24 protein-coding genes and 1 other RNA gene are annotated in these 25,711 nt (G+C 39.1%); 18 read left to right on the forward strand and 7 right to left on the reverse strand.

The window, feature by feature from the left end:
• Positions 1-82: 82 nt before the first annotated feature.
• On the forward strand, positions 83-1,468 hold the full coding sequence (locus BFP75_RS02665; RefSeq protein WP_099543160.1) for a DUF4369 domain-containing protein: 1,386 nt from the start codon (positions 83-85) through the stop codon (positions 1,466-1,468).
• 26 nt (positions 1,469-1,494) lie between these two features.
• On the opposite strand, the gene BFP75_RS02670 is transcribed toward BFP75_RS02665, so the two are convergent.
• Positions 1,495-2,304 (reverse strand): SDR family oxidoreductase, encoded by an 810-nt coding sequence (locus BFP75_RS02670; RefSeq protein WP_099543130.1) that lies wholly within the window; start codon positions 2,302-2,304, stop codon positions 1,495-1,497.
• Positions 2,305-2,491: 187 nt separating this feature from the next.
• Positions 2,492-2,590: signal recognition particle sRNA small type (gene ffs, locus BFP75_RS02675), an RNA gene on the reverse strand.
• A 113-nt stretch (positions 2,591-2,703) separates the two neighbouring features.
• Between ffs and BFP75_RS02680 the strand changes: the two genes are divergently transcribed.
• The 8 genes from BFP75_RS02680 (at position 2,704) to BFP75_RS02710 (ending at position 10,757) form a co-directional block, all read left to right on the forward strand.
• Positions 2,704-3,759 (forward strand): glutaminyl-peptide cyclotransferase, encoded by a 1,056-nt coding sequence (locus BFP75_RS02680; RefSeq protein WP_099543131.1) that lies wholly within the window; start codon positions 2,704-2,706, stop codon positions 3,757-3,759.
• A gap of 1 nt (position 3,760) precedes the next feature.
• On the forward strand, positions 3,761-4,147 hold the full coding sequence (locus BFP75_RS02685) for an acyl-CoA thioesterase (protein WP_099543132.1): 387 nt from the start codon (positions 3,761-3,763) through the stop codon (positions 4,145-4,147).
• A 113-nt stretch (positions 4,148-4,260) separates the two neighbouring features.
• A complete protein-coding gene (locus BFP75_RS02690) occupies positions 4,261-5,802 on the forward strand; it encodes a hypothetical protein (RefSeq protein WP_099543133.1) in 1,542 nt (513 codons plus the stop codon).
• Positions 5,803-5,945: 143 nt separating this feature from the next.
• Entirely contained in the window at positions 5,946-6,677 is a 732-nt protein-coding gene (locus tag BFP75_RS02695) for a LytR/AlgR family response regulator transcription factor (protein ID WP_099543134.1), read from the forward strand.
• A gap of 146 nt (positions 6,678-6,823) precedes the next feature.
• Positions 6,824-6,994, forward strand: coding sequence for a hypothetical protein (locus tag BFP75_RS21690; RefSeq protein ID WP_165776526.1), 171 nt, complete (start codon positions 6,824-6,826; stop codon positions 6,992-6,994).
• Between the two features lie 94 nt (positions 6,995-7,088).
• Positions 7,089-9,167, forward strand: a complete 2,079-nt coding sequence (locus tag BFP75_RS02700) for a tetratricopeptide repeat-containing sensor histidine kinase (protein WP_099543135.1) — start codon at positions 7,089-7,091, stop codon at positions 9,165-9,167.
• Positions 9,168-9,275: 108 nt separating this feature from the next.
• Positions 9,276-9,944 carry a response regulator transcription factor gene (locus BFP75_RS02705; RefSeq protein WP_099543136.1) on the forward strand — a complete coding sequence of 223 codons (669 nt, stop codon included), beginning with the start codon at positions 9,276-9,278 and terminating at the stop codon, positions 9,942-9,944.
• 150 nt (positions 9,945-10,094) lie between these two features.
• A complete protein-coding gene (locus tag BFP75_RS02710; protein ID WP_099543137.1) occupies positions 10,095-10,757 on the forward strand; it encodes a hypothetical protein in 663 nt (220 codons plus the stop codon).
• Here the strand turns inward: BFP75_RS02710 and glyA are convergent.
• Positions 10,754-12,043 (reverse strand): serine hydroxymethyltransferase, encoded by a 1,290-nt coding sequence (gene glyA / locus BFP75_RS02715; RefSeq protein WP_099543138.1) that lies wholly within the window; start codon positions 12,041-12,043, stop codon positions 10,754-10,756. The two genes, BFP75_RS02710 and glyA, sit on opposite strands and share 4 nt — an antisense overlap.
• 256 nt (positions 12,044-12,299) lie before the next feature.
• On the opposite strand from glyA, the gene BFP75_RS02720 reads away from it, so the two are divergent.
• Positions 12,300-13,484: a hypothetical protein gene (locus BFP75_RS02720; RefSeq protein WP_099543161.1), complete on the forward strand. Its 1,185-nt coding sequence runs from the start codon at positions 12,300-12,302 to the stop codon at positions 13,482-13,484.
• A 31-nt stretch (positions 13,485-13,515) separates the two neighbouring features.
• On the opposite strand, the gene ytxJ is transcribed toward BFP75_RS02720, so the two are convergent.
• A complete protein-coding gene (ytxJ, locus tag BFP75_RS02725) occupies positions 13,516-13,905 on the reverse strand; it encodes a bacillithiol system redox-active protein YtxJ (RefSeq protein WP_099543139.1) in 390 nt (129 codons plus the stop codon).
• A gap of 158 nt (positions 13,906-14,063) precedes the next feature.
• Between ytxJ and clpB the strand changes: the two genes are divergently transcribed.
• Positions 14,064-16,664 carry an ATP-dependent chaperone ClpB gene (gene clpB / locus BFP75_RS02730; protein WP_099543140.1) on the forward strand — a complete coding sequence of 867 codons (2,601 nt, stop codon included), beginning with the start codon at positions 14,064-14,066 and terminating at the stop codon, positions 16,662-16,664.
• A gap of 109 nt (positions 16,665-16,773) precedes the next feature.
• The gene (locus BFP75_RS02735; protein WP_099543141.1) at positions 16,774-17,364 is read left to right on the forward strand and encodes a TetR/AcrR family transcriptional regulator; all 591 of its coding nucleotides are present in this window, start codon (positions 16,774-16,776) and stop codon (positions 17,362-17,364) included.
• A gap of 56 nt (positions 17,365-17,420) precedes the next feature.
• Here the strand turns inward: BFP75_RS02735 and BFP75_RS02740 are convergent, their stop codons facing one another.
• Positions 17,421-19,022, reverse strand: a complete 1,602-nt coding sequence (locus BFP75_RS02740) for a PorP/SprF family type IX secretion system membrane protein (protein WP_099543142.1) — start codon at positions 19,020-19,022, stop codon at positions 17,421-17,423.
• Between the two features lie 85 nt (positions 19,023-19,107).
• Between BFP75_RS02740 and BFP75_RS02745 the strand changes: the two genes are divergently transcribed.
• Positions 19,108-19,650, forward strand: coding sequence for a histidine phosphatase family protein (locus BFP75_RS02745; RefSeq protein ID WP_099543143.1), 543 nt, complete (start codon positions 19,108-19,110; stop codon positions 19,648-19,650).
• On the opposite strand, the gene BFP75_RS02750 is transcribed toward BFP75_RS02745, so the two are convergent.
• Positions 19,628-20,377, reverse strand: coding sequence for a DUF6503 family protein (locus BFP75_RS02750; protein ID WP_099543162.1), 750 nt, complete (start codon positions 20,375-20,377; stop codon positions 19,628-19,630). The genes BFP75_RS02745 and BFP75_RS02750 overlap by 23 nt on opposite strands.
• 98 nt (positions 20,378-20,475) lie before the next feature.
• On the opposite strand from BFP75_RS02750, the gene smpB reads away from it, so the two are divergent.
• Entirely contained in the window at positions 20,476-20,937 is a 462-nt protein-coding gene (gene smpB, locus BFP75_RS02755; RefSeq protein ID WP_099543144.1) for an SsrA-binding protein SmpB, read from the forward strand.
• 4 nt (positions 20,938-20,941) lie between these two features.
• On the opposite strand, the gene BFP75_RS02760 is transcribed toward smpB, so the two are convergent.
• Entirely contained in the window at positions 20,942-21,583 is a 642-nt protein-coding gene (locus tag BFP75_RS02760; protein WP_099543163.1) for a protein-L-isoaspartate(D-aspartate) O-methyltransferase, read from the reverse strand.
• Positions 21,584-21,723: 140 nt separating this feature from the next.
• Here BFP75_RS02760 and BFP75_RS02765 point away from each other — a divergent pair, with 140 nt between their 5' ends.
• Genes BFP75_RS02765 through BFP75_RS02780 form a run of 4 tightly spaced genes read left to right on the forward strand, consistent with a single transcriptional unit; the run spans position 21,724 to position 25,709 of the window.
• Positions 21,724-22,704, forward strand: a complete 981-nt coding sequence (locus tag BFP75_RS02765; protein WP_099543145.1) for a Gfo/Idh/MocA family protein — start codon at positions 21,724-21,726, stop codon at positions 22,702-22,704.
• 45 nt (positions 22,705-22,749) lie between these two features.
• Positions 22,750-23,637 (forward strand): 3-hydroxyacyl-CoA dehydrogenase family protein, encoded by an 888-nt coding sequence (locus tag BFP75_RS02770; protein WP_099543146.1) that lies wholly within the window; start codon positions 22,750-22,752, stop codon positions 23,635-23,637.
• A gap of 5 nt (positions 23,638-23,642) precedes the next feature.
• Positions 23,643-24,302: a YggS family pyridoxal phosphate-dependent enzyme gene (locus BFP75_RS02775; RefSeq protein WP_099543147.1), complete on the forward strand. Its 660-nt coding sequence runs from the start codon at positions 23,643-23,645 to the stop codon at positions 24,300-24,302.
• A 45-nt stretch (positions 24,303-24,347) separates the two neighbouring features.
• Positions 24,348-25,709 (forward strand): exonuclease domain-containing protein, encoded by a 1,362-nt coding sequence (locus BFP75_RS02780; RefSeq protein ID WP_099543148.1) that lies wholly within the window; start codon positions 24,348-24,350, stop codon positions 25,707-25,709.
• Positions 25,710-25,711 lie beyond the last annotated feature (2 nt).

The raw sequence follows: 25,711 nt of genomic DNA on the forward strand, positions 1-25,711 counted from the left end.
ACCATTAATTTTTAACTAGCTATTAACAAATAACGAAGTGCCGTATCCTTATTTTTGAACTTAAATGTTGCCCATTTTGTGTATGGATAAACTTTTACCTATTGCACTGTCTTTAGCTCTAGTAGCTTGTAATTCCCCCGTAAATAAAGATAAAGGTGTGTTTTTTGCCGGGGAAATTGTAAATCCTTCCAGTGAATACGTAGTATTGTATAAAGGCAGTAACGCATTGGATTCCGCCAAATTGGATGAAAACAATCGATTTTCCTTCAAATTGGATAATGTTGATGATGGTCTTTATCATTTCAACCATAACCGAGAACAACAATATGTGTATTTGGAAAAAGGCGACAGTGTCTGGATCCGACTGAATACCCTTTATTTTGATGAATCCTTGGTTTTCTCGGGAACCAATGAAGAGTTGAACAATTTTTTATTGGAAATCTTCCTTGAGGATGAAGAGGTGGAACAATTGATGTATTCCGATCTTTTTCAATTGGAAATTGATGATTTCTCGGAAAAAGTTGAAAATCTTAGAAAGGAAAAACTTGAGGAACTCGAAGAATTAAATAAGGAAGCCAAACTAACGGATACTGCCTTTGAAATTGCCAAGGCCAGTATTAATTATACGTTTTATAGATTTAAAGAAGTCTATCCTTTTAAGCACAGGGGAACCTTAAAGGAACAAGAACTACATGAATTTCCGAAATCTTTTTATGCATACAGAGATGGAATTGACTACAATAATAAAAACCTGATTTATCTGAGACCCTATTATAATTTTATGAAATCCCACCTTGGCAATCTTTCTTACATGACCTGTTCCAATTCTTGTGGCAAGCAGAACGGTATTGCCCACAACCAGTTGCATTTTAACCAACACAAGTTGGCTTTGATTGATAGCTTGGTTGGTGAAAAGGAACTTAGGGATAACCTTTTTAGAAATGTTGCCTTTAATTATCTTTTACGTGAACACGATGTGGATAGTAATAGGGTATTTATAAATGAATTTCAAAGAATATCGGGAAACAATAGGCATATAGAGGAAATTCAGCGTTTATATGAGGGTATCAGCAAAATTCAGCCCAATAGTCCAGTACCAAATATTGAAGTGATATCCATGTCTGATTCCTTGATTTCGCTCCCCTCCCTTAGTAAAAACAAAAAGGTAGTCTTTTATTTTTGGTCCGGTACGGGTAAAAATCACTATGAAAGCATTTTTAGTCGGGTAAGGGAATTAAAAAGTGAAAAACCGGAATACGAATACATTGGCATAAATTTTAAAACCGAACCCGATAATTGGAAGACGATAGTCAATAAATTTGAATTTGACGCCCATAGTCAATTTAGAACGGATGATTATCACAAACTCACAGAAACGTTCATTCTCTACCCTATGAACAAATGTGTCATTACAAATGATGCATTAATAGTAGATGCCTTCTCCAATATATATTGGAACAATCATTAAAATAAATTCATCCTTATTTTACCTGCTTACTTTTTGCTGTGATTCATGAGTAGCTTCTCGAACCAGGTATCCGGAAGGATACTTTTCAAAGTTGTGGATACTTTTTGCATAAATGCCCCCACCTTATAGTGTACTTTTGGCTTTTTGGTATTTATTATTTGCAAAACCTTTTTTGCTACTTCTTCAGGATCTCCTCCTTTGTCCACATCTTCATCAATGGTGTTTAATGTCTTTTCATAAGATTCCCTATACGGAGAATCGTTCGCTACAGGTGCATGATACCGGCCTGCGGCGATATTGGTGGCAAAATCTCCAGGAGCCAAGCAGGTGCATTCGATTCCAAAATCTTTGGTTTCCATCCTAAGGCTTTCTGTTATTAATTCAAGTGCCCCTTTGGTAGCGGAGTAAATACCCCGATAGGGCAATCCCATATAACCAGCTATGGAGGTAATATTGATGATCAAACCTGATTTTTGTTTGCGCATCTGAGGCAACGAAGCCTTGATCAAATTGAGTGGCCCCATGAAATTGGTTTCATGGGCATTCATTATTTCATTATTGGGGGTTTCCTCCAAAGGTCCGGTAATTCCAACTCCGGCATTATTGATCAGAACATCCAATCTGCCCACTTTATTTAATAATTCATCTATGGCATTGTTCACGGATTCTGGGTTTCTAACATCCATTTCCAATAATTCGAACCCCTCAAAATTCGGATATTTTTTCAAATCCCTAGTTGTGCCGTAGACCTTAAACCCATGTTTAGTTAAAAAGTTTCCTATGGACTTTCCAATTCCGGATGAGCCTCCTGTGATAAGTACGATCTTTGAATTCATGTTCCAAAAGTAAGCGATGGGAATCGTATTTTAAAAATCTAAGGACGTATATATTTGGAATGGCATTCGAATTCTCCCGATGCGATAAATGGTATTTGAATTCTCCGAAACTTGCTTTGAAATTAAAACCGACTTCTTTCGAATGCATCAAGATAATGGCCTAAGTGCAGTAACTATTGGGTACAAAAAAAGGCAAGCTACCTACATCGCACCGCTACGACCGTATACCCTTGCTGCGTTCCCACCCTGGGGGATTCTACAGGAGCTGGTCGTGTAGGACTTGCCGGGGCAAATATACAACCTTTTAAATGTTTGGCAATCCTTTTTAGATTCTAAATTTTATGGATTAACTTGCCGACTACCTAAATTAGCTATCAAATTTTTAGCATGTTATCTCAAATGAAGATTTTTAGAATTCCCTTGGCCCTTGTGGTTCTTATGTTATTTTTTTCTTGCGGAAGCGGCAACCAAAAGCCCTCTTCCCTTTTTAGCATTGAACTAGCCGATAATGCCAAACAAGTAAACCAAAATGATAAATTGGGTGTTTCCTTGAAAAACATCAAAAACAAGGAAATTGAAAGTGTGACATATAGTATTGATGGCCACGAGCTAGTACTAATGGACGATCAATTGGATTTTTCAATTCCCAAGTTGGGCAACAAAGTATTGAAGGCAAGCATTACCTATGAGGGAAATACCGTTGAGGTAACAAAAAATATAAAGGTATTGGCTTCCCAAGCCCCGGATATTTATACCTATACCATTCTAAACGAATATCCCCATGACCCAAATGCATATACACAAGGATTGGAGTTTCATAAGGACACCTTATATGAAGGTACTGGAAAAAACGGTCGTTCTTTTTTGAGGAAATTCGATTACAGAACTGGCAAGGTGTATCAACAAATCGATTTGGACGAAACCTATTTTGGGGAGGGCATCACAATTTTAGGGGATAAAATATACCAACTTACGTGGCGAAGCGGAATGGGCTTTATTTACGACCTAAAAAACATGAAAAAACTGGATAACTTTCAATATGGTAAAAGTAAGGAAGGTTGGGGACTTGCGAACGATGGTGAAAAACTCTATAAAAGTGACGGAACGGACAAAATTTGGATTTTAAACCCGGATACCTTGGTAGAAGAAGACCATATAGAAATTGCCACCAACAAATCGCTCTTTGCGGATACTAATGAATTGGAATATGTAGATGGTAAAATTTATGCCAATGTATACCAAAAACCAGGTGTTATGATTATCAACGCTAAAAGTGGGGCCATTGAGGGCGTTATCAATTTTGGTGGTCTAAGTGAAAAAGTGACCAAAACCGAAAACTGGGTAGATACCGAAAATGTACTCAACGGCATTGCCTATCATCCTGTACGTAAGACCTTTTTTGTAACTGGAAAGGATTGGGACAAAATTTTCGAGGTCCAAATTCAAAAAAAATAAAATGCCCTATACCAAACAAATCGAGGTTACCTTAGAGGATTTGGATGACCTTAATCATGTAAACAATGTACGATACATGCAATGGATACAGGATATTTCCAAGGAGCATTGGAGAAAAAAGGCTCCTATCGAGATTCAAGAACAAGTAATTTGGGTAGTTTTAAAACACACCATTGAATATAAGTCACCTGCCTTTCTTAAAGATCCTATTCATATTTCTACCTATATTGAAAAAAGTAAGGGCGCTATTTCTACGCGAATTGTGGAAATGTTCCATGAAATAACAAATACGCTTCTTGTACGTTCAAGTACTGAATGGTGTCTTTTAAATAAGGATACAAAAAGGCCTATGCGGATTTCAGAGGATATTCAGCAGTTGTTTTCTTAAATCTTTGTTAAAGTATTGGATATCAAATCATTAAAGTAGTCTTTAAATGTAAGTGAATAGACCCATTTATAGCAGAAAGGTTACACATCAACCAGTTGACATAATTTGATTGCATGAAATTAAAATTTTCCCTTTTATCCATTTTAATCATCTTGGTGCTTTGGGGAAGCTCGTGTAGAAAGGATTTTGAATTTGCCAACAGTGCAGGCCACCTTTCCTTTTCAAAGGACACCGTTTACTTGGATACGGTTTTCAGCAGTATTGGAAGCAGTACCTATTCCCTTAAGGTTTACAATACTACCAAGGACGATGTGCTAATACCATCTATTCGGCTTAGAAATGGTGAAAGTAGTTACTATCGGTTGAATGTCGATGGTAAGGCAGGCAATACTTTTGAGGATATTCCCTTATATGCAGAAGACAGTTTATTCATTTTTGTTGAAACCAATATAACGCTATTACCGGATGAACCATCCCAATTACTCTATACGGACGCCATTCAATTCGATGATAACATTTATTTACAGGAGGTGGAACTTGTTACCTTGGTCAAGGATGCCGTTTTTCTGTACCCATCCAAGGATGCCAACGGAAAAATGGAAAATGTCTTATTGTATACCAGAGAGGATGGTTCCGAGGTATTTGTGGAAGGTTTCGATTTAAAGGGCGACCAACTCCATTTTAACAACCAGAGACCCTACGTGATATATGGTTATGCCTCTGTACCACAGAATGCACAACTAACTATAGATGCCGGTGCCAGGGTTCATTTTCATCGTAATTCCGGACTCTTGGTGAAACCCAATGCCTCCCTGCAGGTAAACGGAAACTATAGCAACGACCAAGAAGCATTGGAAGGTGAGGTCATATTCGAAGGCGATAGACTTGAACCAAGTTTTTCCAATATCCCGGGACAGTGGGGAGCCATTTTCATTGCTAGGGGAAGTACCGGTAATATTATAAACTACCTCACCATCAAAAATGCGGAAATAGGCCTTTATGTTGAAGGGGACATGGAAGCGGAAACTACCACTTTGGAGATTGCCAACAGTCAGATACATAATAGTGCCATGCATAATTTATGGGCCAGGTCGGCCACTATACATGGACAAAATCTTCTTTTGGGAAGCTCAGGAAACTCATCCTTCTATGGCGAACTAGGTGGCAGGTATGCGTTTACACATGCAACCATAGCCAATTATTGGACCAATGGCTTTAGAATGGGGAGGGCACTACATTTGAGCAATTTTGGGAAATTTGGAGTTGGCGAGGGCGCCGACTTGGTAAAGGCAGATTTTAAAAATTGTATTATCGACGGAAACTCCATGTCCGAACTCATGCTTTCATCGAACCAAAACAACATTTTTAACTATAGTTTTCAGAATTGCCTTATCAAATACAGTACGTCTGGGTCGGAATCCTCAAGTAATGATTTATATGATTTCGATGGGCCGGCTTTCGAAAACATTTTATTAAACGGTGACCCTGATTTTTTTGATCCGAAGCAAAATGATTTTAGGATTGGGCTTGATTCCGATGCAATCAATAAAGGTAGTATTCCATTTGCCCAACAAGTACCTTTTGATTTACTGGATAGGGAAAGGATTTCCGCTCCGGATTTGGGCGTTTACCAAGCCACGTTTAGGTTGGAGTAGTATATATCTTATATTATTTTCAGAAATATCTTTCAAAATCAATCAATTAGAAAAAAATAACACAATAACCTCCATTTTTATAAGGTTTTCCTAGTTCAAAGACTTTTAGCGTATTAGTAAATTGCGGCAGAACTCTATGGATTTTGGAATATTCGTACGTAATTATCGATTCTGATGCTGTTTCCAACTTACAGTTAAATACGTTTTTGGAAGCATATGGTGACTTTTCGTGTTCGGGATTGGCTAAAAATCCTGATGACGGACTGAACTATATTCTTAAATACACTCCAGATTTGGTTTTTATTAATTTGGACCAAAAGGCACAACCACTATTCCAAATGGTGGTAGAAATGCATCAGTATCTTTTGGAAGTCCCTATGGTCATAGGTATTTCTAAATCCAAGAAATATGCCTACGATGCAATTAAAAATGGATTTTTTGATTACTGGTTATTGCCATTTAATGAGTTCGATATTAGAAAGTCCCTGTTAAAACTAAGGAAAAGAAATCCAAAGGTCAAGGAACCTACTACTATCTGCCTAAAGTCCTACAATGATTTTCAATATTTGAACACAGCGGATATTCTTTACCTACAGGCCGACAATAATACCACGGAATTTTTTATGAGGGACGGAACGGTCGTGAACGCATTCAAGACCTTAAAAACCTTTGAAAACAATCTGCCCCAAAACTTTATCCGCATCCACCAAAGCTACATCGTCAACACGGACTATGTATCAAGAATCAATTTTGGCAAAAATATCTGTGCCTTAAAAGAAGGTGAGAAAAACCTGCCCTTCTCCAGATCCTACAAGGATAGAATGGATCAACTGAAGAAAATCCTTTCCAAAAACAGTGTATCCTCCCTAAATTGACCAAATTCTCCCAAAACCTGTTCAATTACTCACAGAATAGGGCAATCCACTAACTACTGGAAAATCAGGGTTTTAATTTCTTTTAAGTCTATTACTTTGGTAACGTAATAAAAAAGGAAACACCATAAATTTAAAACCTTACGAAAATGAAAAAAATAGTTAGTATTGCCGCAGTAGCCATCATGGCATTAGGATTATCAAACAGTTTAATAGATAACGCCAATAATGTGATTGGGAATTTAGATGATGCTACCACCCTTTCTGCCTGTGATAATTGTCATTCTCAAGATGATAGAAGAGATCCTCCTAAAAACTAGTATATTTCTTATAAAAATTAGGAGCCTCGAAATAGTTAGTTCGAGGCTTTTTTTTATCTTGTAGGTAAATAGTTACAAGATTAAATAAGCTGTATTGAAAAATTTCTTAAGCCTAATTCTGATTGTCTGCTTTTCAATAAAACTAGAAGCGCAGAAACAAGAGCAAGTTGTAGATGTAGACTACCTTAAACGAAAAATCGATAGTATAGTTTCTCTTAGTAATTCTGAAAATATACCACAAGAAATTAGGGGAAACCTTTTGGATAAGGCCTTTTTACTTACTAAGAAGTTAAAGAATGACTCCATAAAAATCAAATATTTCACTAACTTATCTTACTACAGTTCAAGTTCACAAAATAGTGAACTTTTTAAAAAAATAAATTCGGAAACGACTCGTTTTGCACAAATTTTAAATGATTCGGTTGCTTTGGCTAATGCTTATTGGGATCGTGGATTTTATTACAGCCGTAATTCTATTAAGGATAGTTCGTATTACAGTTATTCTGAAGCTCAAAAAATATTTGAGTCATTAGGAAATCAATATTTATCTGCCAGAATGCTGTACAATATGGGTAAACAGCAGCAAGAAATAAAAGATTATATTGGAAGTGAAGCCAACGTGGTAGCAGCTATTGCTAGGTTAAAGCCTCTTGAAAAATATAGGGAGTTGTATAATTGCTACAATACGTTGGCGATTATTTCTCAAGCCTTAAAGGATTATGAACAGTCTCTGAATTACTATGATGAGGCCTTGTTCTATCTTGAAAAAGTAGGTAAAAATAATTTGGAAATTTGGACGAACACAAATAATAATGGAGTTATTTATCACGATATGGGTAATTATCAAAAAGCGTATGAAATCTTTTATAATCTCATTGATTCTGATAGTTTAGAGGTAAAAGACCCAAATCTCTATGCAAAAACTTTGAACAACCTGGCCCTGACGAAAATAAAGTTGGGAGATACGCTAGGTTCGGCAAAACTGATTAAAACATCCATCAAAAAGCTTGATAGCCTCAGGGATTCTCGTAGCTTGGCCTCGGCATATACGACGTTATCTCAATATCATTTATATGCCAAGGATACAATCAAAGCAATTGTCCATGCAAAAACAGCCTTGAAAGCAGCATTGGAAAGCTCCAGTAACGAAAGGGTTTTGGATACCTATGCACTGCTCACCCGTATAGATTATGCCAATGCCCCAGATTACGCACAAAAATATTTTACCTTAAGCGATAGTTTACAACAGGAAGAACGCCAGGCACGCAATAAGTTTGCCCGTATTCGTTTTGAGACGGATGAATTTATCGCCCAAAATGAACAATTGGAGGGGGAGACCGCTATTCTGGCCAAGCAGAAACAAATTTGGTCAGGCGTGGCATTGGGATTTTTCCTTTTGGGAATATCGGTCTATACCATTATAAACCAAAGGGCCAAAAACCAAAAACTTATATTTGCCCAACAGCAACAAGCCAACAACCAAGAGATATTCAACCTTATGCTTACCCAAAAACAAAAAGTGGACGAGGTGAAAAGGATGGAGCAAAAAAGGATTTCAGAAGAGCTCCATGACGGTGTTCTGGGAAAAATGTTGGGGGCTAGAATGGTATTGACAGGTCTCAACAAAAAAACGGGGCAGGAGGCCATAGAGGCTAGAATGGAGGCCATAAGGGCACTAAAAAATGTGGAAGAGGAAGTAAGGTCCATATCCCATGAACTTAGCCATAGTGCCTATCAGAAAATTAACAACTTTATCAATTCCGTGGAAGATTTGTTGGGTTCTGCCAAAGAAAATTCCAAAATTATCACTACATTCAATTATGACGAGGATGAGGATTATGATGCACTTAAAGGTGAAATCAAGATCAATCTGTATCGTATGATACAGGAATGTCTTCAAAATGCGATAAAACATTCGCACGGGAAGAATTTCTTTGTTGATTTTCAGAGATTTGATAATACCTTTAGGGTGGCAATGGGAGATGATGGAAAGGGATTTGATATGGAAAAAGAACGAAAGGGAATTGGCATGCGAAATATAAGTTCACGGGTAGAAAAACTGAACGGGACTTGGCAAATGGAATCAGAACCTCAAGGAGGAACTACCATAACCTTGGAAATTCCGTTGCATTTTATGGATTCCAACACCAATACTGCCTTGGAGCGTGTGTAAGCCAAACTCCCGGATAAGAAGGTTAGGATTTGGTACATAATGTATATTTTTGCCTTACAGTAAAATCAAAGGCCATCCTATCTAAGTAATAATATAAACAACAAGCAAATGAAGACGGTTAGGATATTAGCGGTGGATGATCATGAAATGACAACCTTGGGATATAAATATATCCTTGAAGATGCTGATTTTGAGGATTTTTCAGTAAAAGTGGAAATAGCGAAAAGCTATGATAAGGGAAAGGAAAAAATTGAATATTCGGCGCGAAGTTTAGCTTTTGATATTATCCTATTGGATATCCAACTATTTCCCGCCGAATCCAAAGATCCAAGATCTGGCGTGGATTTAGGGAAATTGGCCAGGGAAATTGTTCCCGACTCAAAGATTGTTTTTATGTCCTCTTTCAGTGACAGTTACCGTATCAACAATATTTTTAAGGCCGTAAACCCGGACGGTTATATGGTAAAGTCGGAAATTGACGAAATGTCCCTTAGAACGATGGTGGATACCGTAGTAAAAAAGCCTCCCTATTATACCGCCAGTGCCTTGGGTGCCGTTCGCAGGAGAATGGCCAGCAATATAGAAATCGATGAACAGGACCAAAAGATTTTGTATTATTTGTCCTTGGGAACCAATACGCGAGACATTGCACCCCTTATAGCTTCGGCCAATACCACCGTAGAGGCAAGAAAACGTCAGTTAAAGGCTATTTTTGGTGTAAAAAATGGCAATGACCTAGCACTTATTCAAGAAGCAAAGAAGAGAGGTTTCCTTTAAGCCAGAAATTTTATCATTACAACTATTTAAAAATCAGTATTTTGTAAATTCTGTTTTTAAAATATAATAATATCCTCCAAAATTCTAAGGTTTTCCTAGGTCTTGCGAATTCCCATTAAGGCTATCTTTATAATAAAACAATTGTAAGGAATGCTTTTCAAATTTCACAATTACCAAACCATCGAACTAATAAACACAAAGTCAGAAGAGAAGATTTTTGGCTTAGATGATTTTAAGAAATCCCTTGAGTTGGGTTACTTTTCCGAAGTTACTATCAAAAATGCCAAGCATGGTAACAAAAAAATGGATTTGGTTTTGGAGCTCGACTGTCCTTTAAACCTTATAGATGTTCTAGGGCATTTTAATAAGGGACTTTGGGGTTCAGAGGACATCAATGGTTCCACGCTTACAAAAAGTTTTGGTCTATTGACAACTCAAAACAGGGCATTGGAAATAGATATTCATGAAATCACCCTGTATTTAAACGATACCAATATCATTATCAAAAACATTTACAGGAATAGTATACCAGAGCAATTCAATAATATCATGACTGAAATTGCAAGGCAATATGTTTCAATTACCAAGGGATTGACCGAACAGCCCGAAGAAATCTTCGTTCCTGTTTTCGAAGATAATCTTTGCAATGCACATACTTTTCTTGAAAGGCAAAAATCCCCAAATGCCTCTGCTTATAAGGAATATTGGGGAATTTATATGGAATCCGAAGTAGACGGATTGATTTTTGATGTCCAGAAGAATAAATTTATCCCTGCAAATCTCGATTACAATTTGTTTGACGAAAACAACTAGGCTCTAACGGTCATCTCATTAAATATGGCCCTGTCTCCCATCATGGCGTTAACACTATTCTTTACATTGGCAATTACTTGAGAATCTTCAGGATTCGTCAATACTTTATCAATAAACTCCACCACCGTCTTCATATCCTCTTCCAATAACCCCCTTGTCGTAATCGCAGCGGTACCAAATCGAATGCCAGAAGTAACAAAAGGTGATTTGTCATCAAATGGAACCATGTTCTTGTTCGCCGTAATATCGGCCAGAACTAGTGCTTTTTCGGCATCTTTCCCTGTTATACCCTTATTTCGTAGATCGATCAACATCATGTGGTTGTCCGTTCCTCCAGAAATGATATTATAGCCCTTGGCCACAAAGGCCTTGGCCATGGCATCAGCATTCTTCTTGACCTGTTGCATGTAAATTCCAAATTCTTCCGTAAGTGCTTCCCCAAAAGCTACCGCCTTCGCAGCAATAATATGCTCCAAGGGACCTCCCTGATTTCCGGGGAAAACGGCTAAATCCAACAAGGCGGACATTTTTCTTAAACTACCGTTTTTAAGTTTGATTCCGAAGGGATTGTCAAAATCCTTCCCCATCAAGATCAAACCGCCCCTTGGTCCTCTTAGGGTTTTATGGGTGGTGGTGGTCACAATATGGCAATGAGGAATAGGATCATTTAGCAATCCTTTGGCAATCAAACCGGCGGGATGCGAAATGTCGGCCAACAACAAGGCGTTTACACTATCCGCAATTTCCCGAAACCTTTTGAAATCCATATCCCGAGAATAGGCAGAAGCCCCCGCTATTATAAGTTTTGGTCGCTCCTTTGTAGCTATTTCCTGAATTTTATCATAGTCAAGCATTCCCGTTTTTTCATCTACCCCATAAAAAACAGGATTGTATAATTTACCTGAAAAATTTACAGGTGACCCATGGGTAAGATGGCCACCGTGGGACAGGTCAAATCCCAAAATGGTGTCGCCAGCCTCTAGGCAAGCGTGGTACACGGATGCATTCGCCTGGGAACCTGAATGTGGTTGTACATTGGCATACTCCGCTCCAAAAAGCGCTTTGGCACGGTCAATGGCCAATTGTTCTACTTCGTCGACTACCTCGCACCCTCCATAATAACGCTTCCCTGGATAACCTTCGGCATATTTGTTCGTTAGAACGGAACCGGCAGCTTCCATCACCTGCGGACTTACAAAATTCTCGGAAGCTATCAATTCTATTCCGTTCGTCTGACGCTTTCTCTCCGCTTCTATGAGGTCAAAAATTCGAGTATCCCTTTCCATGTATGTGATAAATTTAATTCTTTTGCAAAAGTACAATTTGCCCCAATTCCTAGTACTATAAAATTACGGGTCTCAAGATAATTTTATTAAACAAGCGTTAATAACTGTCGCGCTTTTGTCATTTTTAAAACACAAATATGGGACAAAAGTGTATTTTATCCTATTTACACTATTCTTCATCCTTTTCCGTTATGTAAAGGAATATTTCTGGCATAGCTATTGGAATAGCTCAAATGGAAACCTTAAAATTCTAGTTATGAAAAAATTTCTACTTCTTGGTATCCTTGTGTTCATATACTCCTGTAGTGGCGTTAAAAGAACCCAAGAGGCATTGAATTCAGGGAATTATAATGCGGCCATAAACAAGGCGATCGTAAACATTGCGGAAAACAAAACCAAAAAAAGCAATCAGGCCTTTATCGTTCTCTTGGAGGAAGCCTACCAAAAAAATACGGAGAGAGAACTTCAAAATATTAAGTTTCTAAAAAAGGACGGTAATTCCGCAAATTATGAAACTATTTATGAATCGTATGTAACATTGAAGGAAATCCAGCAAAGAATCAGACCCTTATTACCCTTATACATAATGGAAGAGGGAAGGGATGCAAGGTTCAATTTCAATAATTATGATTCTGATATTATTGCCGCAAAGGAAAATTTATCGGAATTCCTATATAATAATGCAGTGGGCCTTTTACAAAATGCTCGATATAAAAATGAATATAGGAATGCCTATGATGATTTGAAATATTTGGAGGAAATCAATCCAAATTATCGGGATACCAAAATCAAAATGGACGAGGCCTATCAAAAAGGATTGGACTATGTGGTGGTAGAGATGGTAAACAATACGGATAAAGTAATACCAAAACGATTGGAAGACGAGTTGTTGAACCTTAATACCTATGGATTGAACAATCTATGGACAGAATACCATACCAACAGGTTGGCGAACATCGACTATGATTATTTAATGGAGGTTTCCTTTCAAGATATCAACATTTCTCCAGAACAGGTAAATGAAAAACAGATTATAAAAGAAAAACAGATCAAGGATGGCTATGAGTACGTAGAAGACCAGAACGGAAATATTGTTAAGGATAGCCTGGGTAACAAAATAAAAGTGGACAAGTTTAAAACCGTGCGATGTGATTTTTATCAATTCACCCAGTTCAAGAGCGCTCAGGTAGTGGGAGTGGTTAATTTTACGGATTTGAGAAAGCAACAGCAAATTAATCAATATCCCTTGGCCAGTGAATTCGTTTTTGAGCACATATTCGCCAATTATAACGGGGACAAACGTGCGTTGGATAATGACTTATTACCTTTCTTGCAAGCTGCAAGGGTACCCTTTCCAACGAATGAGCAAATGGTCTACGACGCGGGAGAGGATTTAAAGAACAATTTAAAATCAATTCTTACCAGACAACGATTTAACTAAAAGATAAACTCCGCAAATATGCGGAGTTTTTTTATATATACTGCTCCAATTTTATTTCCGATATGCCTCCATGGGAATCATGGGCTACCACTACCCCATTTTTAACAATCAAAAGCTGGGGCGACTGGTGCATCACTTGAAATGTTTCTGCAACTTTGTTGGATACCTCGCGGTTCGCATGTAAATCCAAAAAGTAAAAATCCATTTGGGAAGGTTCTAGACCATAGGAAGAATTGAACATATTTAAAACCATTCTACTCACGCCACATGTGGTGGAATGCTTGAATATGGCCTGTGGCCTTGTTTTTGAATTTTCGGTCAATACCTCTAGCTGATCTTTATGCTCAAGGGAAATCCAGGGTATATCCTTACCATTATCAGAATTTTCATTTTTACCAAAAAAATTGCCAAATAATCCCATACTCCACTAACTTTAAATGACGCTATACATATTAATCCACTACTGACTTTATGTCTTAAAAATATTGAAATTACAGGACATTTTGTCTTGTTGATTCAATTGGTAGGATTGTTGCCCTTTTCCTTACAAAAGTAATATTCAAAATAAAAGTAATCCATATGAACTTTAATAATTTCACCATAAAATCACAGGAGGCTGTACAACAGGCTCAGGTAATTGCCCAATCATTGGGGCATCAACAAATAGAGAACGAACATTTATTTAAAGCCATTACAGAGGTAGAAGAAAATGTGGTTCCATTTATATTCAAAAAATTGGGGCTCAACACCAACCTTATTAAGCAGATTTTAGAAAAGGAACTCAATTCCTTTCCCAAGGTCGAAGGTGGAGACATTATGCTTTCCAGGGAGGCCGGTAAATCGGTAAACGAGGCCTCTATAATCGCTAAAAACATGGGGGATGAATATGTTTCCATAGAGCACTTAATTTTGGCCATTTTCAAATCAAAAAGTAAAATCGCCCAAATCCTAAAAGATCAAGGGGTAACCGAGAAAAATTTGGTTTCCGCTATCAATGAATTGAGAAAAGGCTCCAATGTGACTTCCCAAAGTGCGGAGGAAACTTATAATTCCTTGAACAAATATGCCAAAAACCTTAATGAATTGGCCGATAGTGGTAAACTGGACCCGGTTATAGGAAGGGATGAAGAGATTAGAAGGGTGCTACAGATTCTATCCAGACGAACCAAGAACAACCCCATGCTTGTGGGTGAACCTGGAGTGGGAAAAACGGCTATTGCCGAAGGTCTGGCCCACAGAATCGTTCAAGGCGATATCCCTGAAAACCTAAAGGACAAGGTTATTTATTCCTTGGATATGGGTGCCCTAATCGCTGGTGCCAAATACAAAGGGGAGTTTGAGGAACGATTAAAGGCAGTTATTAAGGAAGTGACCAGTGCGGATGGTAATATCATATTGTTTATTGACGAGATTCATACGTTGGTAGGTGCCGGTGGTGGTCAAGGAGCAATGGATGCCGCCAATATTCTAAAACCCGCTTTGGCGAGGGGCGAACTTAGGGCCATTGGTGCCACTACTTTGGATGAGTATCAAAAATACTTTGAAAAGGACAAAGCCTTGGAACGTCGTTTCCAAAAGGTTGTAGTAGATCAGCCCGATACAGAAAGTGCTATTTCCATACTTAGGGGAATCAAGGAGCGTTACGAGACCCATCACAAGGTGCGCATTAAGGATGAAGCGGTCATCGCTGCCGTGGAATTGTCCCAACGCTATATTACCAATAGGTTTTTGCCTGATAAGGCCATAGACTTAATGGATGAAGCTGCCGCCAAATTACGAATGGAGATTAATTCAAAACCAGAGGAACTAGATGTTCTAGATCGTAAAATCATGCAGTTGGAAATTGAAATTGAGGCGATAAAAAGGGAGAACGACCATTCAAAACTTAAGTCCCTAAATTTGGAATTGGCCAATGTGAAGGAAGAACGTAACGAGATTTTTGCCAAATGGGAAACTGAAAAATCCGTAGTGGACAATATCCAAAAAACTAAAATGGATATCGAAAACTACAAGGCGGAAGCGGAACGAGCCGAGCGAAACGGGGATTATGGTAAAGTGGCGGAAATAAGATACGGTAAAATCAAGGATGCCCAAGAGAACCTTGCAAAACTACAGGACGAACTGGCTCAGCAACAAGATGCCGGAACACTCATTAAAGAAGAGGTAACCAGCGAGGATATTGCCGAGGTCGTTGCGAAATGGACGGGCATACCCGTTACCAAAATGCTACAAAGCGAAAGGGAAAAATTACTGAATCTGGAAAATGTGTTGCATAAGCGGGTCGTTGGTCAGGATGAAGCCATCCAAGCGGTTTCTGATGCTATTAGAAGAAGTAGGGCCGGTTTGCAGGATATGAAAAAACCAATAGGCTCCTTTCTGTTCCTGGGTACCACGGGTGTTGGTAAAACGGAGTTGGCAAAAACCTTGGCTTCCTACTTGTTCGACGATGAAAATGCCATGACCCGTATAGATATGAGCGAGTACCAGGAAAGGCATTCCGTAAGTAGATTGGTAGGCGCCCCTCCAGGATATGTAGGTTATGACGAAGGAGGGCAACTGACCGAAGCCGTGAGAAGACGCCCCTACTCCGTTGTTTTGCTGGATGAAATTGAAAAGGCGCATCCGGATACGTTTAATATTTTGCTACAGGTTTTGGATGAGGGAAGGTTGACGGATAATAAGGGACGTGTTGCCGATTTCAAGAACACCATTATAATCATGACCAGTAATATGGGTAGTCAGATAATTCAAGAGAAGTTTGAAAATTCAACCGATATACACAGTGCATCGGAGGCGGCAAGGGTTGAAGTTATGGGATTATTACATAAAATGATTCGGCCTGAATTCTTGAACAGAATCGATGACATCATTATGTTCACCCCACTTACCAAAGATGATATCAGGGAAATTGTAAAACTTCAATTAGCTGGTTTAAAGAAAATGCTGGATAAACAGAACATTACGTTGGATGCGACCGATGAGGCAATAGACTTTTTGGCGGAACGAGGCTATGAACCACAGTTTGGGGCAAGGCCTGTAAAACGTACCATACAAAAGGAGGTATTGAACAATATGTCTAAGGAACTATTAAGCGGTAAAATTAAATCAGATAGCGTCATTCTTTTGGACGCTTTTGACGACGAACTGGTATTCAGAAATCAAAATGATTTGGTAGTATAAACGAACGATTGCTTTATGAGACGCCCTAAAGAAATTTTAGGGCGTTTTTTTTATCGACAAGATATACCATACAGTATAGTTTTTTTATCTTCGTATAAAATAACCTCAAATGTCCACCAAAGCTGAAAAAACCACTGCCTACATCATTGAAACGGTAGCTCCTGTATTCAACAAACATGGTTATATTGGTACCAGTATGAGCGACCTTACGGACGCTACAGGGTTAACAAAGGGGGCGATTTACGGTAATTTTGAAAATAAGGAAGCCTTGGCACTATCTGCTTTTGAACACAATAGCAAGCTATTGTTGCAGGCTTTGGACGATGCCCTAAACGTTTCTGGGTCTACCATGGACAAACTAAAAAGTCTCATGGATTTCTATAAGAAATATGATGTCTTTACACTTCCATTAGGGGGATGTCCGGTACTTAATGTAGGGGTAGATTCACAACATAATAATAAGTTGCTGGCTGCGGCGGCAAAGGAAACCATTAAGGAAATTGAGGGGAAAATCGCCTTGGTCTTGGAAAATGGCGTCAATAAAAGTGAAATAAAAATTCCTGTATCTCCACTACAGTTTGCCAAACAGTTGTTTACGATGATTCAGGGTGCCGTTGCCATGTCTACCATCACAATGGACCGGAAGTATTTATTGAATACAATGACCTATCTGGAAGTATTGGTGAAGCGGGAGTTATAGTATTCCATTGATAGTATACTTCCTTCCTGATTAAAATACTTCCATCCTTTTTTATATTATTCCCCTACTACCCTAAAAATCCAAGTTTTATCGGCATACTTTCCTCCAAAATTGGAATCTCGTGCCGCCCTTGCCTCGGAAATGGAATCATATCTTTCCAAAAAGACATAGTTATATTTGTTCGTCTCCCTATAGAATGATCCAGGATTAAGTCCCTTCTTCTGTAAATCTGCCATAAAGGCATCAAAGTAGCGTTTTGTGCCGAAAACGTTGGCAATCAAATAATAACCTGGTTCCAAAGAACCTTGTTTGGACACTTCCTCATATCGCTCCCCTTTTTCAGGGGTAACCACTTCTTTTCTGGCTGCTTCGACCTCGGCCAATTTTACCTGGGCCAAGGAATCTTGTTTCCTTTCTTGTTCCAATGCCAAGGCTTCCTCTAAGGCCCTATTAGCGGCATTGGTAGAATCGATTTTCCTTTGGCGTTCCCTAGCCTGTACCTCTGCCAAGGCTTCCCCTTGCCTCGCCTGTGCCAAAGAATCCCGTTTTCTTTGGGCTGCGTTTTTAGTGGCTTCCAAGGCCAATTGCTCTAATCTGGATGCTTCCAGTAAGGAATCCTTTTGTCTTTGACGTTCCACTTTGGCCAAGCGCTCATGCTCCTTTTCCGCTTCACGTTGCGCCAATTTTTCAGCACGGCTCAATTCTTGTTCCATGGGCTCTTCAACAATAAGCTCCTCCTGTGGATAGCGCTCTTCAGAAGACAACGGCCCCAATTTATAAGAGGTTACCAATTCAAATGTTGGATCTGTACCCTTAAGATCATTTGATACACCAAATTCCACCAAGGCACCAAGGGAAAATCGTTTAAAAAATCGTCCTCCTGCACCTCCCGAAATTCCGTAGAAACTATTGTATCCAAGTTGGGTCCAAAACTTATTTGTACTTAACAATGTTGAAATTCCCAATTGGGAATCGAAACCGGGTATGGATTTATAGTACAACGTGGGCCTTAATACGGAGTTCTCATCTGAAGAAAGGATACCAATTGGAAAATCATAACTGGCCAAGGCCAAGAAAATGCGTCCGTCAGAACTGGTATTTCGTTCGTTTGTACTGATATTGTAATCCATTAGGTTCTCAGAGGAAAGTCCCAAACTAAATTTGTCCAATCTAAAATTGATACCCGGTGCCATCTGTACGATGAAATCATCGGTTATTTCTGTTTGTATGGGATTGGGTATGAAAAAACGCTGATCTGCCAGTTTTTGCTGAAACCCTAAAATATTGATCCCCACGCCAAGACTTGCGCGATCGCTCAATTGTATATTATAGGCATAGTTTAGAACAATCCCCGTATTGATAAAGATTTCTGTATTCTGCTGAAAAAATCCCAGTCCAACACTGGAAAGGTCGTTCAGTCTATGGGAATAATTAAAGAAAAGGCTCGTAGGATCCGCGTCAAAGGTCTGCCATTGCCACCTGGACCAAAAGGCAACGGAGGAAGGGTTGTTCCTGTCCAGTGAAAATGCAGGATTGAGAAGACTGGAATTGTATTCAGTCAAGTTGTGCTGTCTATAATCGCTGGGAAGTTCAACATTCTGAGCGTTTACACCAACAACTACAAGTACCATAAGAAGTGCCCCACAAAATTTATTCATATGCAAAAAAACAAAAAATAGCGGTGTAACGTACTATTTTAAAGTAAATTTAGTTCTGTATTAAAGCAAAAAGTATCGCTAAACCATGAAACTACTAAAGATTTTCCCATTTTGTATTATACTATTCCTTTTTTCCTGTAATGAGGAAAAACCGACCGAGATTTCTGGTACCAATCCAGATATTTCAACTTTTTATTTTATAAGGCATGCGGAAAAGGATAGGACAGATCCAGATGATCCAGACCCAGAACTCAACCAAAAAGGGCTTGGCAGGGCCATGCACTGGGCCGAAATTTTAAACGAGGTTGATTTGGATGCCATTTATTCCACAAATTTCAACAGAACCTCCATGACGGCCGCACCAACTTCGGTTAAAAAAAATATCGATGTTCAATATTACGATCCTAGAATCTTGGACCTAGACCAATTTAAAAAGGACAACCTAAATAAAAATGTCCTTGTTGTGGGGCATAGCAATACTACCCCAGAATTTGTCAACCTCATGTTAGGCAAAGATACTTATACTCAAATATCCGATGATGAAAACGGAACGCTGTTCATTGTGACCATCGTTAACGGGGTGGCAACCAGTACAAGATTGGTGTTTAATTGTAATTGTCCCGATTAACCTGTACGTTTTTAAGTTCTATATTGGAAAGAAGTTCCAGACCGTCGTTTACATATAGACTATCTATTTTATAAATCGGACTATTTTCAATTTTTGGTTTGTAATTTTTATAATCCACGAAACGGATATCGCCCACATAGCGTTCATTATATGCTTCCCGAAAGCGTTGGCCGCCCCCGTTTACATGGAATTCATACGCCAAATAATCAGGTTTAAAGGTCTCAGAGTTGAACCAATACACATAGACGTCGTCAAAATCATCTCCTCCACCTTCTTCCCTAAAGGTAACCTTTACCTTATAATAGGTCTTTTCTTTGATTTCTACTTTTCCCAAGAATTCCTTTTGAACCGCCCTGTCATTTAAGCCAAAAGGCAAGTAGGCAAAATAATGAACGGAATTTACGGAATTGGCATATTTATTCGCCGTGGTATCGGCCAGTTCTATAAGACTATCGTTTACGAATCGCCGAAATCCGGATGGTTCCTTTCTATCCACAATAACCGAGGTATCGTTACTAATGATTCGTTCCAGAACCTTGATGGAACCTTTGGATTTTGAGGTATAATGGATATCCCTAAAATCGAAATCAACATTTGAATCCGTATAATTCTTACCACCGCTCACTTCAATGCTTCTGTCCACAATTTCTTGGACATTTGGTGCTTTGTCCTTTGGCTCGCAAGCGACTAGGATACTGAAAACAAGTATTATATAAACTCTTTGCATGGAATACTTTCTTTGCTTAATCGTTCGTATATGGGAATCATTACAAAATAAATGCTTTAAATCATTATATCCCTTAAATGTGTTTATTTTTGTAACCAATGCAGAAGAACATCAACATCAAGAACAAAAGGGCTCGTTTTGAATACGAGCTATTGGAAACCTTTACGGCCGGACTCGTGCTTGCCGGTACTGAAATTAAATCCATTAGATATGGAAAGGCTTCTATTTCAGAAAGTTTTTGCGAGTTTAACGATCGTGATGAACTTTTTGTAATCAACATGCAAATTGACGAATATTCGCATGCCTCCCATTTTAACCATAAACCAAAAGCGGAACGTAAGCTCTTATTGAACAAAAGGGAATTAAGAAAACTACACAAAGAGGTAAAGACTACGGGACTCACCATCGTTCCGCTGACCCTGTTCATCAACGACCGCGGACTGGCCAAAATGCAAATAGCACTTGCCAAGGGTAAAAAACTTTATGATAAGAGAGAAACCATAAAGGATAGGGATAATAAACGGAATCTAGACCGAATCAAAAAAAGCTTTAATGCCTAAGGTTTTAGTTCTTATCCTCCAATAAGGGCACAAACCTAAAGGATCCATATTCCGTTTTCTTGAATTCCTTCTCAGAAGTCCTTTCAAAAAGCGTCATTATTTGCTCTTCAAAACCAATGGGTATTACCAACCTGCCTCCCACTTTTAATTGGGACATTAGGGCCTTTGGAACTTCAGGCGCTCCCGCGGTTACGATAATTCGGTCAAAGGGCGCTTCTTCGGGCAGACCTTTGTAACCATCTCCAAAAATGAACTTCTTTGGTCTGTATCCCATTTTTTTAAAAAATAAATTCGTTTTTTTGAAAAGTTCCAACTGTCTTTCAATGGTGAAGACCTTTGCCTTGCACTTTAACAAAACCGCAGTCTGGTAACCACTACCGGTCCCTATTTCCAAAACACTAAGATTGGGTTCCAGTTGCAACAGTTCCGTTTGAAAAGCAACAGTGTAGGGCTGGGAAATGGTTTGGTCCGCAGCAATGGGAAATGCCTTATCCTGATACGCGTGACCTTCAAAACTACTGTCCATAAAAAAATGTCTTGGTACCTCCCTAATGGCATCCAAGACGGTTTTATCGGAAATGCCCTTTTCAATCAGCAACTCTGCCAATTGATTGCGCATGCCTCTGTGTTTAAATGTGTCCTTCAATTTTAGCTTGGTTTGGTTCCCAAATTTATAAAACAATGTTATAGAAAAGAAACCGGTAAAAAAAGTAAATGTGAAAATTGGAATTTGCATTCCCGCCTAAACTTATAAACTATGTGTATTTTTGATAAAAAAGGAATAGCATGCTCAAAGTTGGGGTCTTAGGGGCCGGTCATTTAGGAAAAATTCATTTACGCTTGCTCAATCAGTCCGAAAAATATGAACTGATAGGTTTTTATGATGCCGATATCATAATCGGTAAAAAGGTGGCCGCCGAATTTGGATATACTTATTTTGACAATATCAATGATTTGATTGACGCCGTTGACGTAGTCGATATCGTAACGCCTACCCTATCCCACTATGAATGTGCCAAAAAGGCCATGGAACGGGGCAGGCATGTCTTTATTGAAAAACCCATTACCAATACCTTGGAAGAAGCCGAAAACCTATTGGCGCTAGAGCAAAAGTATAAGATAAAGGGACAGGTTGGCCACGTAGAGCGTTTTAATCCGGCATTTACCGCTGTCAAGGAATCCATTAACTTGCCGATGTTCATTGAGACGCACCGATTGGCCGAATTCAATCCACGTGGTACCGATGTACCCGTTGTTTTGGATTTGATGATACATGACATTGATGCCATCTTGAGCGTTGTAAAATCAAAAGTAATCGGTATAAAGGCAAGCGGGGTATCCGTTTTAAGCCAATCACCGGATATTGCCAATGCAAGGTTGGAATTTGAGAATGGCTGTGTGGCCAACCTTACCGCCAGTAGGATAAGTCTTAAAAATATGCGCAAATCACGATTCTTCCAGAAGGACGCCTACATTTCCGTTGATTTTTTGGAGAAAAAAGTGGAAGTCGTAAGGATGAAGGACGCCCCTGAAATACCCGGTGATTTTGATATGATCCTTCAAAATGCGGAAGGTGTAAAAAAACAGATTTATTTTGAAAACCCTGCCATTACGGAAAACAATGCCATTTTGGACGAATTGGAATCCTTCGCGGATGCCATCCTTGAAGATAGCATACCTATGGTTACGCTACAACAAGGAACCGAGGCATTGAAAGTGGCTTTACAGATTATAGCGGCTTTTGAAAATAAATCGGTTTTAAATTAAACAAGTGCCATCAATATAATTTTTAATTTTTCAATACTCTTAGATATGAAGAATATTGCGGTCATAGGAGCGGGAACCATGGGAAACGGTATTGCCCATGTATTTGCCCAAAGCGGTTACTGGGTAAACCTTATAGACCTAAATGAAGATGCTCTAAAAAACGGGGTTTCCAATATTTCCAAGAACCTGGACAGGATGATTTACAAAGGTACCATTCAGGAGGAGGACAAGAAGGCCACCCTGAATAACATAACGACATTTACCGATTTAAAAAATGGGGTTGGCGAGGTTGACTTAGTGGTGGAAGCTGCATCCGAAAACCTGAATATAAAGATGAATATCTTTAAGGATTTGGATGCGTTCTGTAAACCTTCAGTGATCTTGGCCACCAATACCTCTTCCATTTCCATTACACAGATCGCTTCGGTGACTTCTAGACCTTCCAAGGTTATCGGGATGCATTTTATGAACCCCGTTCCCATCATGAAACTCATGGAGATCATTCGCGGATATAGTACGTCTGACGAGACTACGAAAAAAATTATAGAACTCGCAGGAAAATTGGGTAAGACGGCAACGGAGGTCAATGACTACCCAGGATTTGTAGCCAATAGAATTTTGATGCCCATGATCAACGAAGCAATCGAGACCTTACATCATAGTGTAGCCGGTGTCCAGGAAATAGATACGGTCATGAAATTGGGAATGGCCCACCCTATGGGCCCCCTTCAGTTAGCAGATTTTATAGGCTTGGACGTTTGTCTATCCATACTGCAAGTGATGTACGATGGTTTCAAAAATCCGAAATACGCCCCCTCCCCGCTTCTTGTCAACATGGTTACGGCGGGAAAATTGGGCGTAAAGTCCGGGGAGGGATTTTATGATTATGCTGATAGCAAAAAAGCCGAAACCGTTTCTAATCAGTTTAAATAAATCTTATGTCCATAGCGGAAAATCTCAAAACCATAAAAAAGGAAATTCCTGAAAACGTAACCTTGGTGGCCGTTTCAAAAACCAAGCCCATGTCCGATATTATGGAAGCTTATCACAATGGTCAAAGGGTATTCGGGGAAAATAAGGTGCAGGAAATGACCGAAAAATGGGAAGAAATGCCCAAGGATATCGAATGGCATATGATCGGACACCTGCAACGCAACAAGGTAAAGTACATGGCTGCATTTGTGGCCCTGATCCACGGTGTGGACAGTCTTAAATTGTTAAAGGAAATTGATAAGCAGGGAAAGAAACACAATCGGGCAATTCCATGCCTTTTACAGGTGCACATAGCTGAGGAGGATACTAAATTTGGTTTTGATGCCCATGAACTAAAGGAACTGATCAACGATCCGGAGTTCAAGAAACTTGATAATGTATCCGTAGAAGGACTAATGGGAATGGCCACTTTTACGGATAATCAGGAACAGATAAGACGGGAATTCAAGAACTTGAATGGGTTATTCCAAGACCTTAAGAATAGCTTGCCACAACTTTCCGTTCTTTCCATGGGTATGAGCGGTGACTATACAATTGCCATTGAGGAAGGCAGTACCATGGTGCGTATAGGAAGTAGTATCTTTGGAAAGCGGAATTATAACTAAAAACGAGATTTTGCCGCATTTTAAAATTAGATCTAGAAAAAATTTATGTACGCTATACTTGATATAGAAACGACGGGAGGAAAATTCAATGAAGAGGGCATTACGGAAATTGCGATACATAAGTTCGATGGCCACCAAGTAGTTGATTCGTTTATCAGTCTTGTAAATCCCGAAAAGGAAATACAACCTTTTGTCGTAAATCTTACGGGCATAAACAACAAAATGCTCCGTACCGCGCCTAAATTTCATGAGGTAGCCAAAAGAATCGTCGAAATTACCCAAGATACCGTACTTGTTGCCCATAACGCGCAGTTCGACTATAGGATCCTGCGCACGGAATTCAGAAGATTGGGCTATAATTTTGAAAGAAAAAGCCTTTGTACGGTAGATTTATCCAAAGCGCTTTTGCCCGATGCGGAATCCTACAGTTTAGGAAAATTGGTACGGTCGTTGGGGATACCGGTGAGTGACCGCCATAGGGCCAATGGAGATGCTTTGGCTACGGTAAAACTGTTCAAACTTTTATTGGCAAAGGATACTGAAAAAACCATAATCCAGGATGTTATAAGGAAGGAAGGACATGGTGAACTTTCGGAGAAACAACTGGACATCGTGCAAAGTATGCCCAACGAAACCGGGGTTTTTTATATGCATAACAAGGATGGGGAAGTCATTTACCTAAGTAAAAGTTCGGATATTAAAAAAAAGGTAAACCAATTGTTTACCAAATCCGGGGACCGCGCCAGAAAACTGACCAAAGAGACAAGGAAGGTCACCTATGAGAAAACGGGAAGCGAGCTGGTGGCGCTTTTAAAGGAGCATCAGGAACTTTTAAAAAACAGGCCCAAATACAGTCCCGTCCCTAGAAAAAGAATGTTTTCCCATTCATTATGTCTTTCAAAAAATGAATATGGATACTTAGAATTAAAACCGACTATCCTAAGCAAGTGTTCCGATCCGTGGGGATATTTTAACGGGGAATTCAGTACAAAAAACCATTTGTACAAAATTACCCGTGAATTTCAACTATGTGATAAGGTCAACGGCATAAGCGAGGCAAGGGGAAATTGTTCCAACTATAAGGAGGGCAATTGCAATGGGGCTTGCATAAAAAAGGAAGCAATAGGGAATTATAATGAACGGGTCATGGAGGCCTTGCAAAAATATAGCCTAAAAAATAAGAATGTCCTATTGGTGGATAAAGGCCGTGCTTTGGGAGAAAATTCCGTAATACTTATCAGGAATGGATCTCTGGTAGGGGTAGGTTATTATGACCTAAACCATCAAATAAATAATATTCATATATTAGAAAGCTTGATTACCCCTATGAACGGCACCCATAATGCCAACTTTATTATAGAATCCTATCTTAGAAAGAAAAAAATAATTAAAACTATTGCGTTGTAAAT

This window comes from Maribacter sp. 4G9, from assembly GCF_002742265.1.
Classification (GTDB): domain Bacteria; phylum Bacteroidota; class Bacteroidia; order Flavobacteriales; family Flavobacteriaceae; genus Maribacter.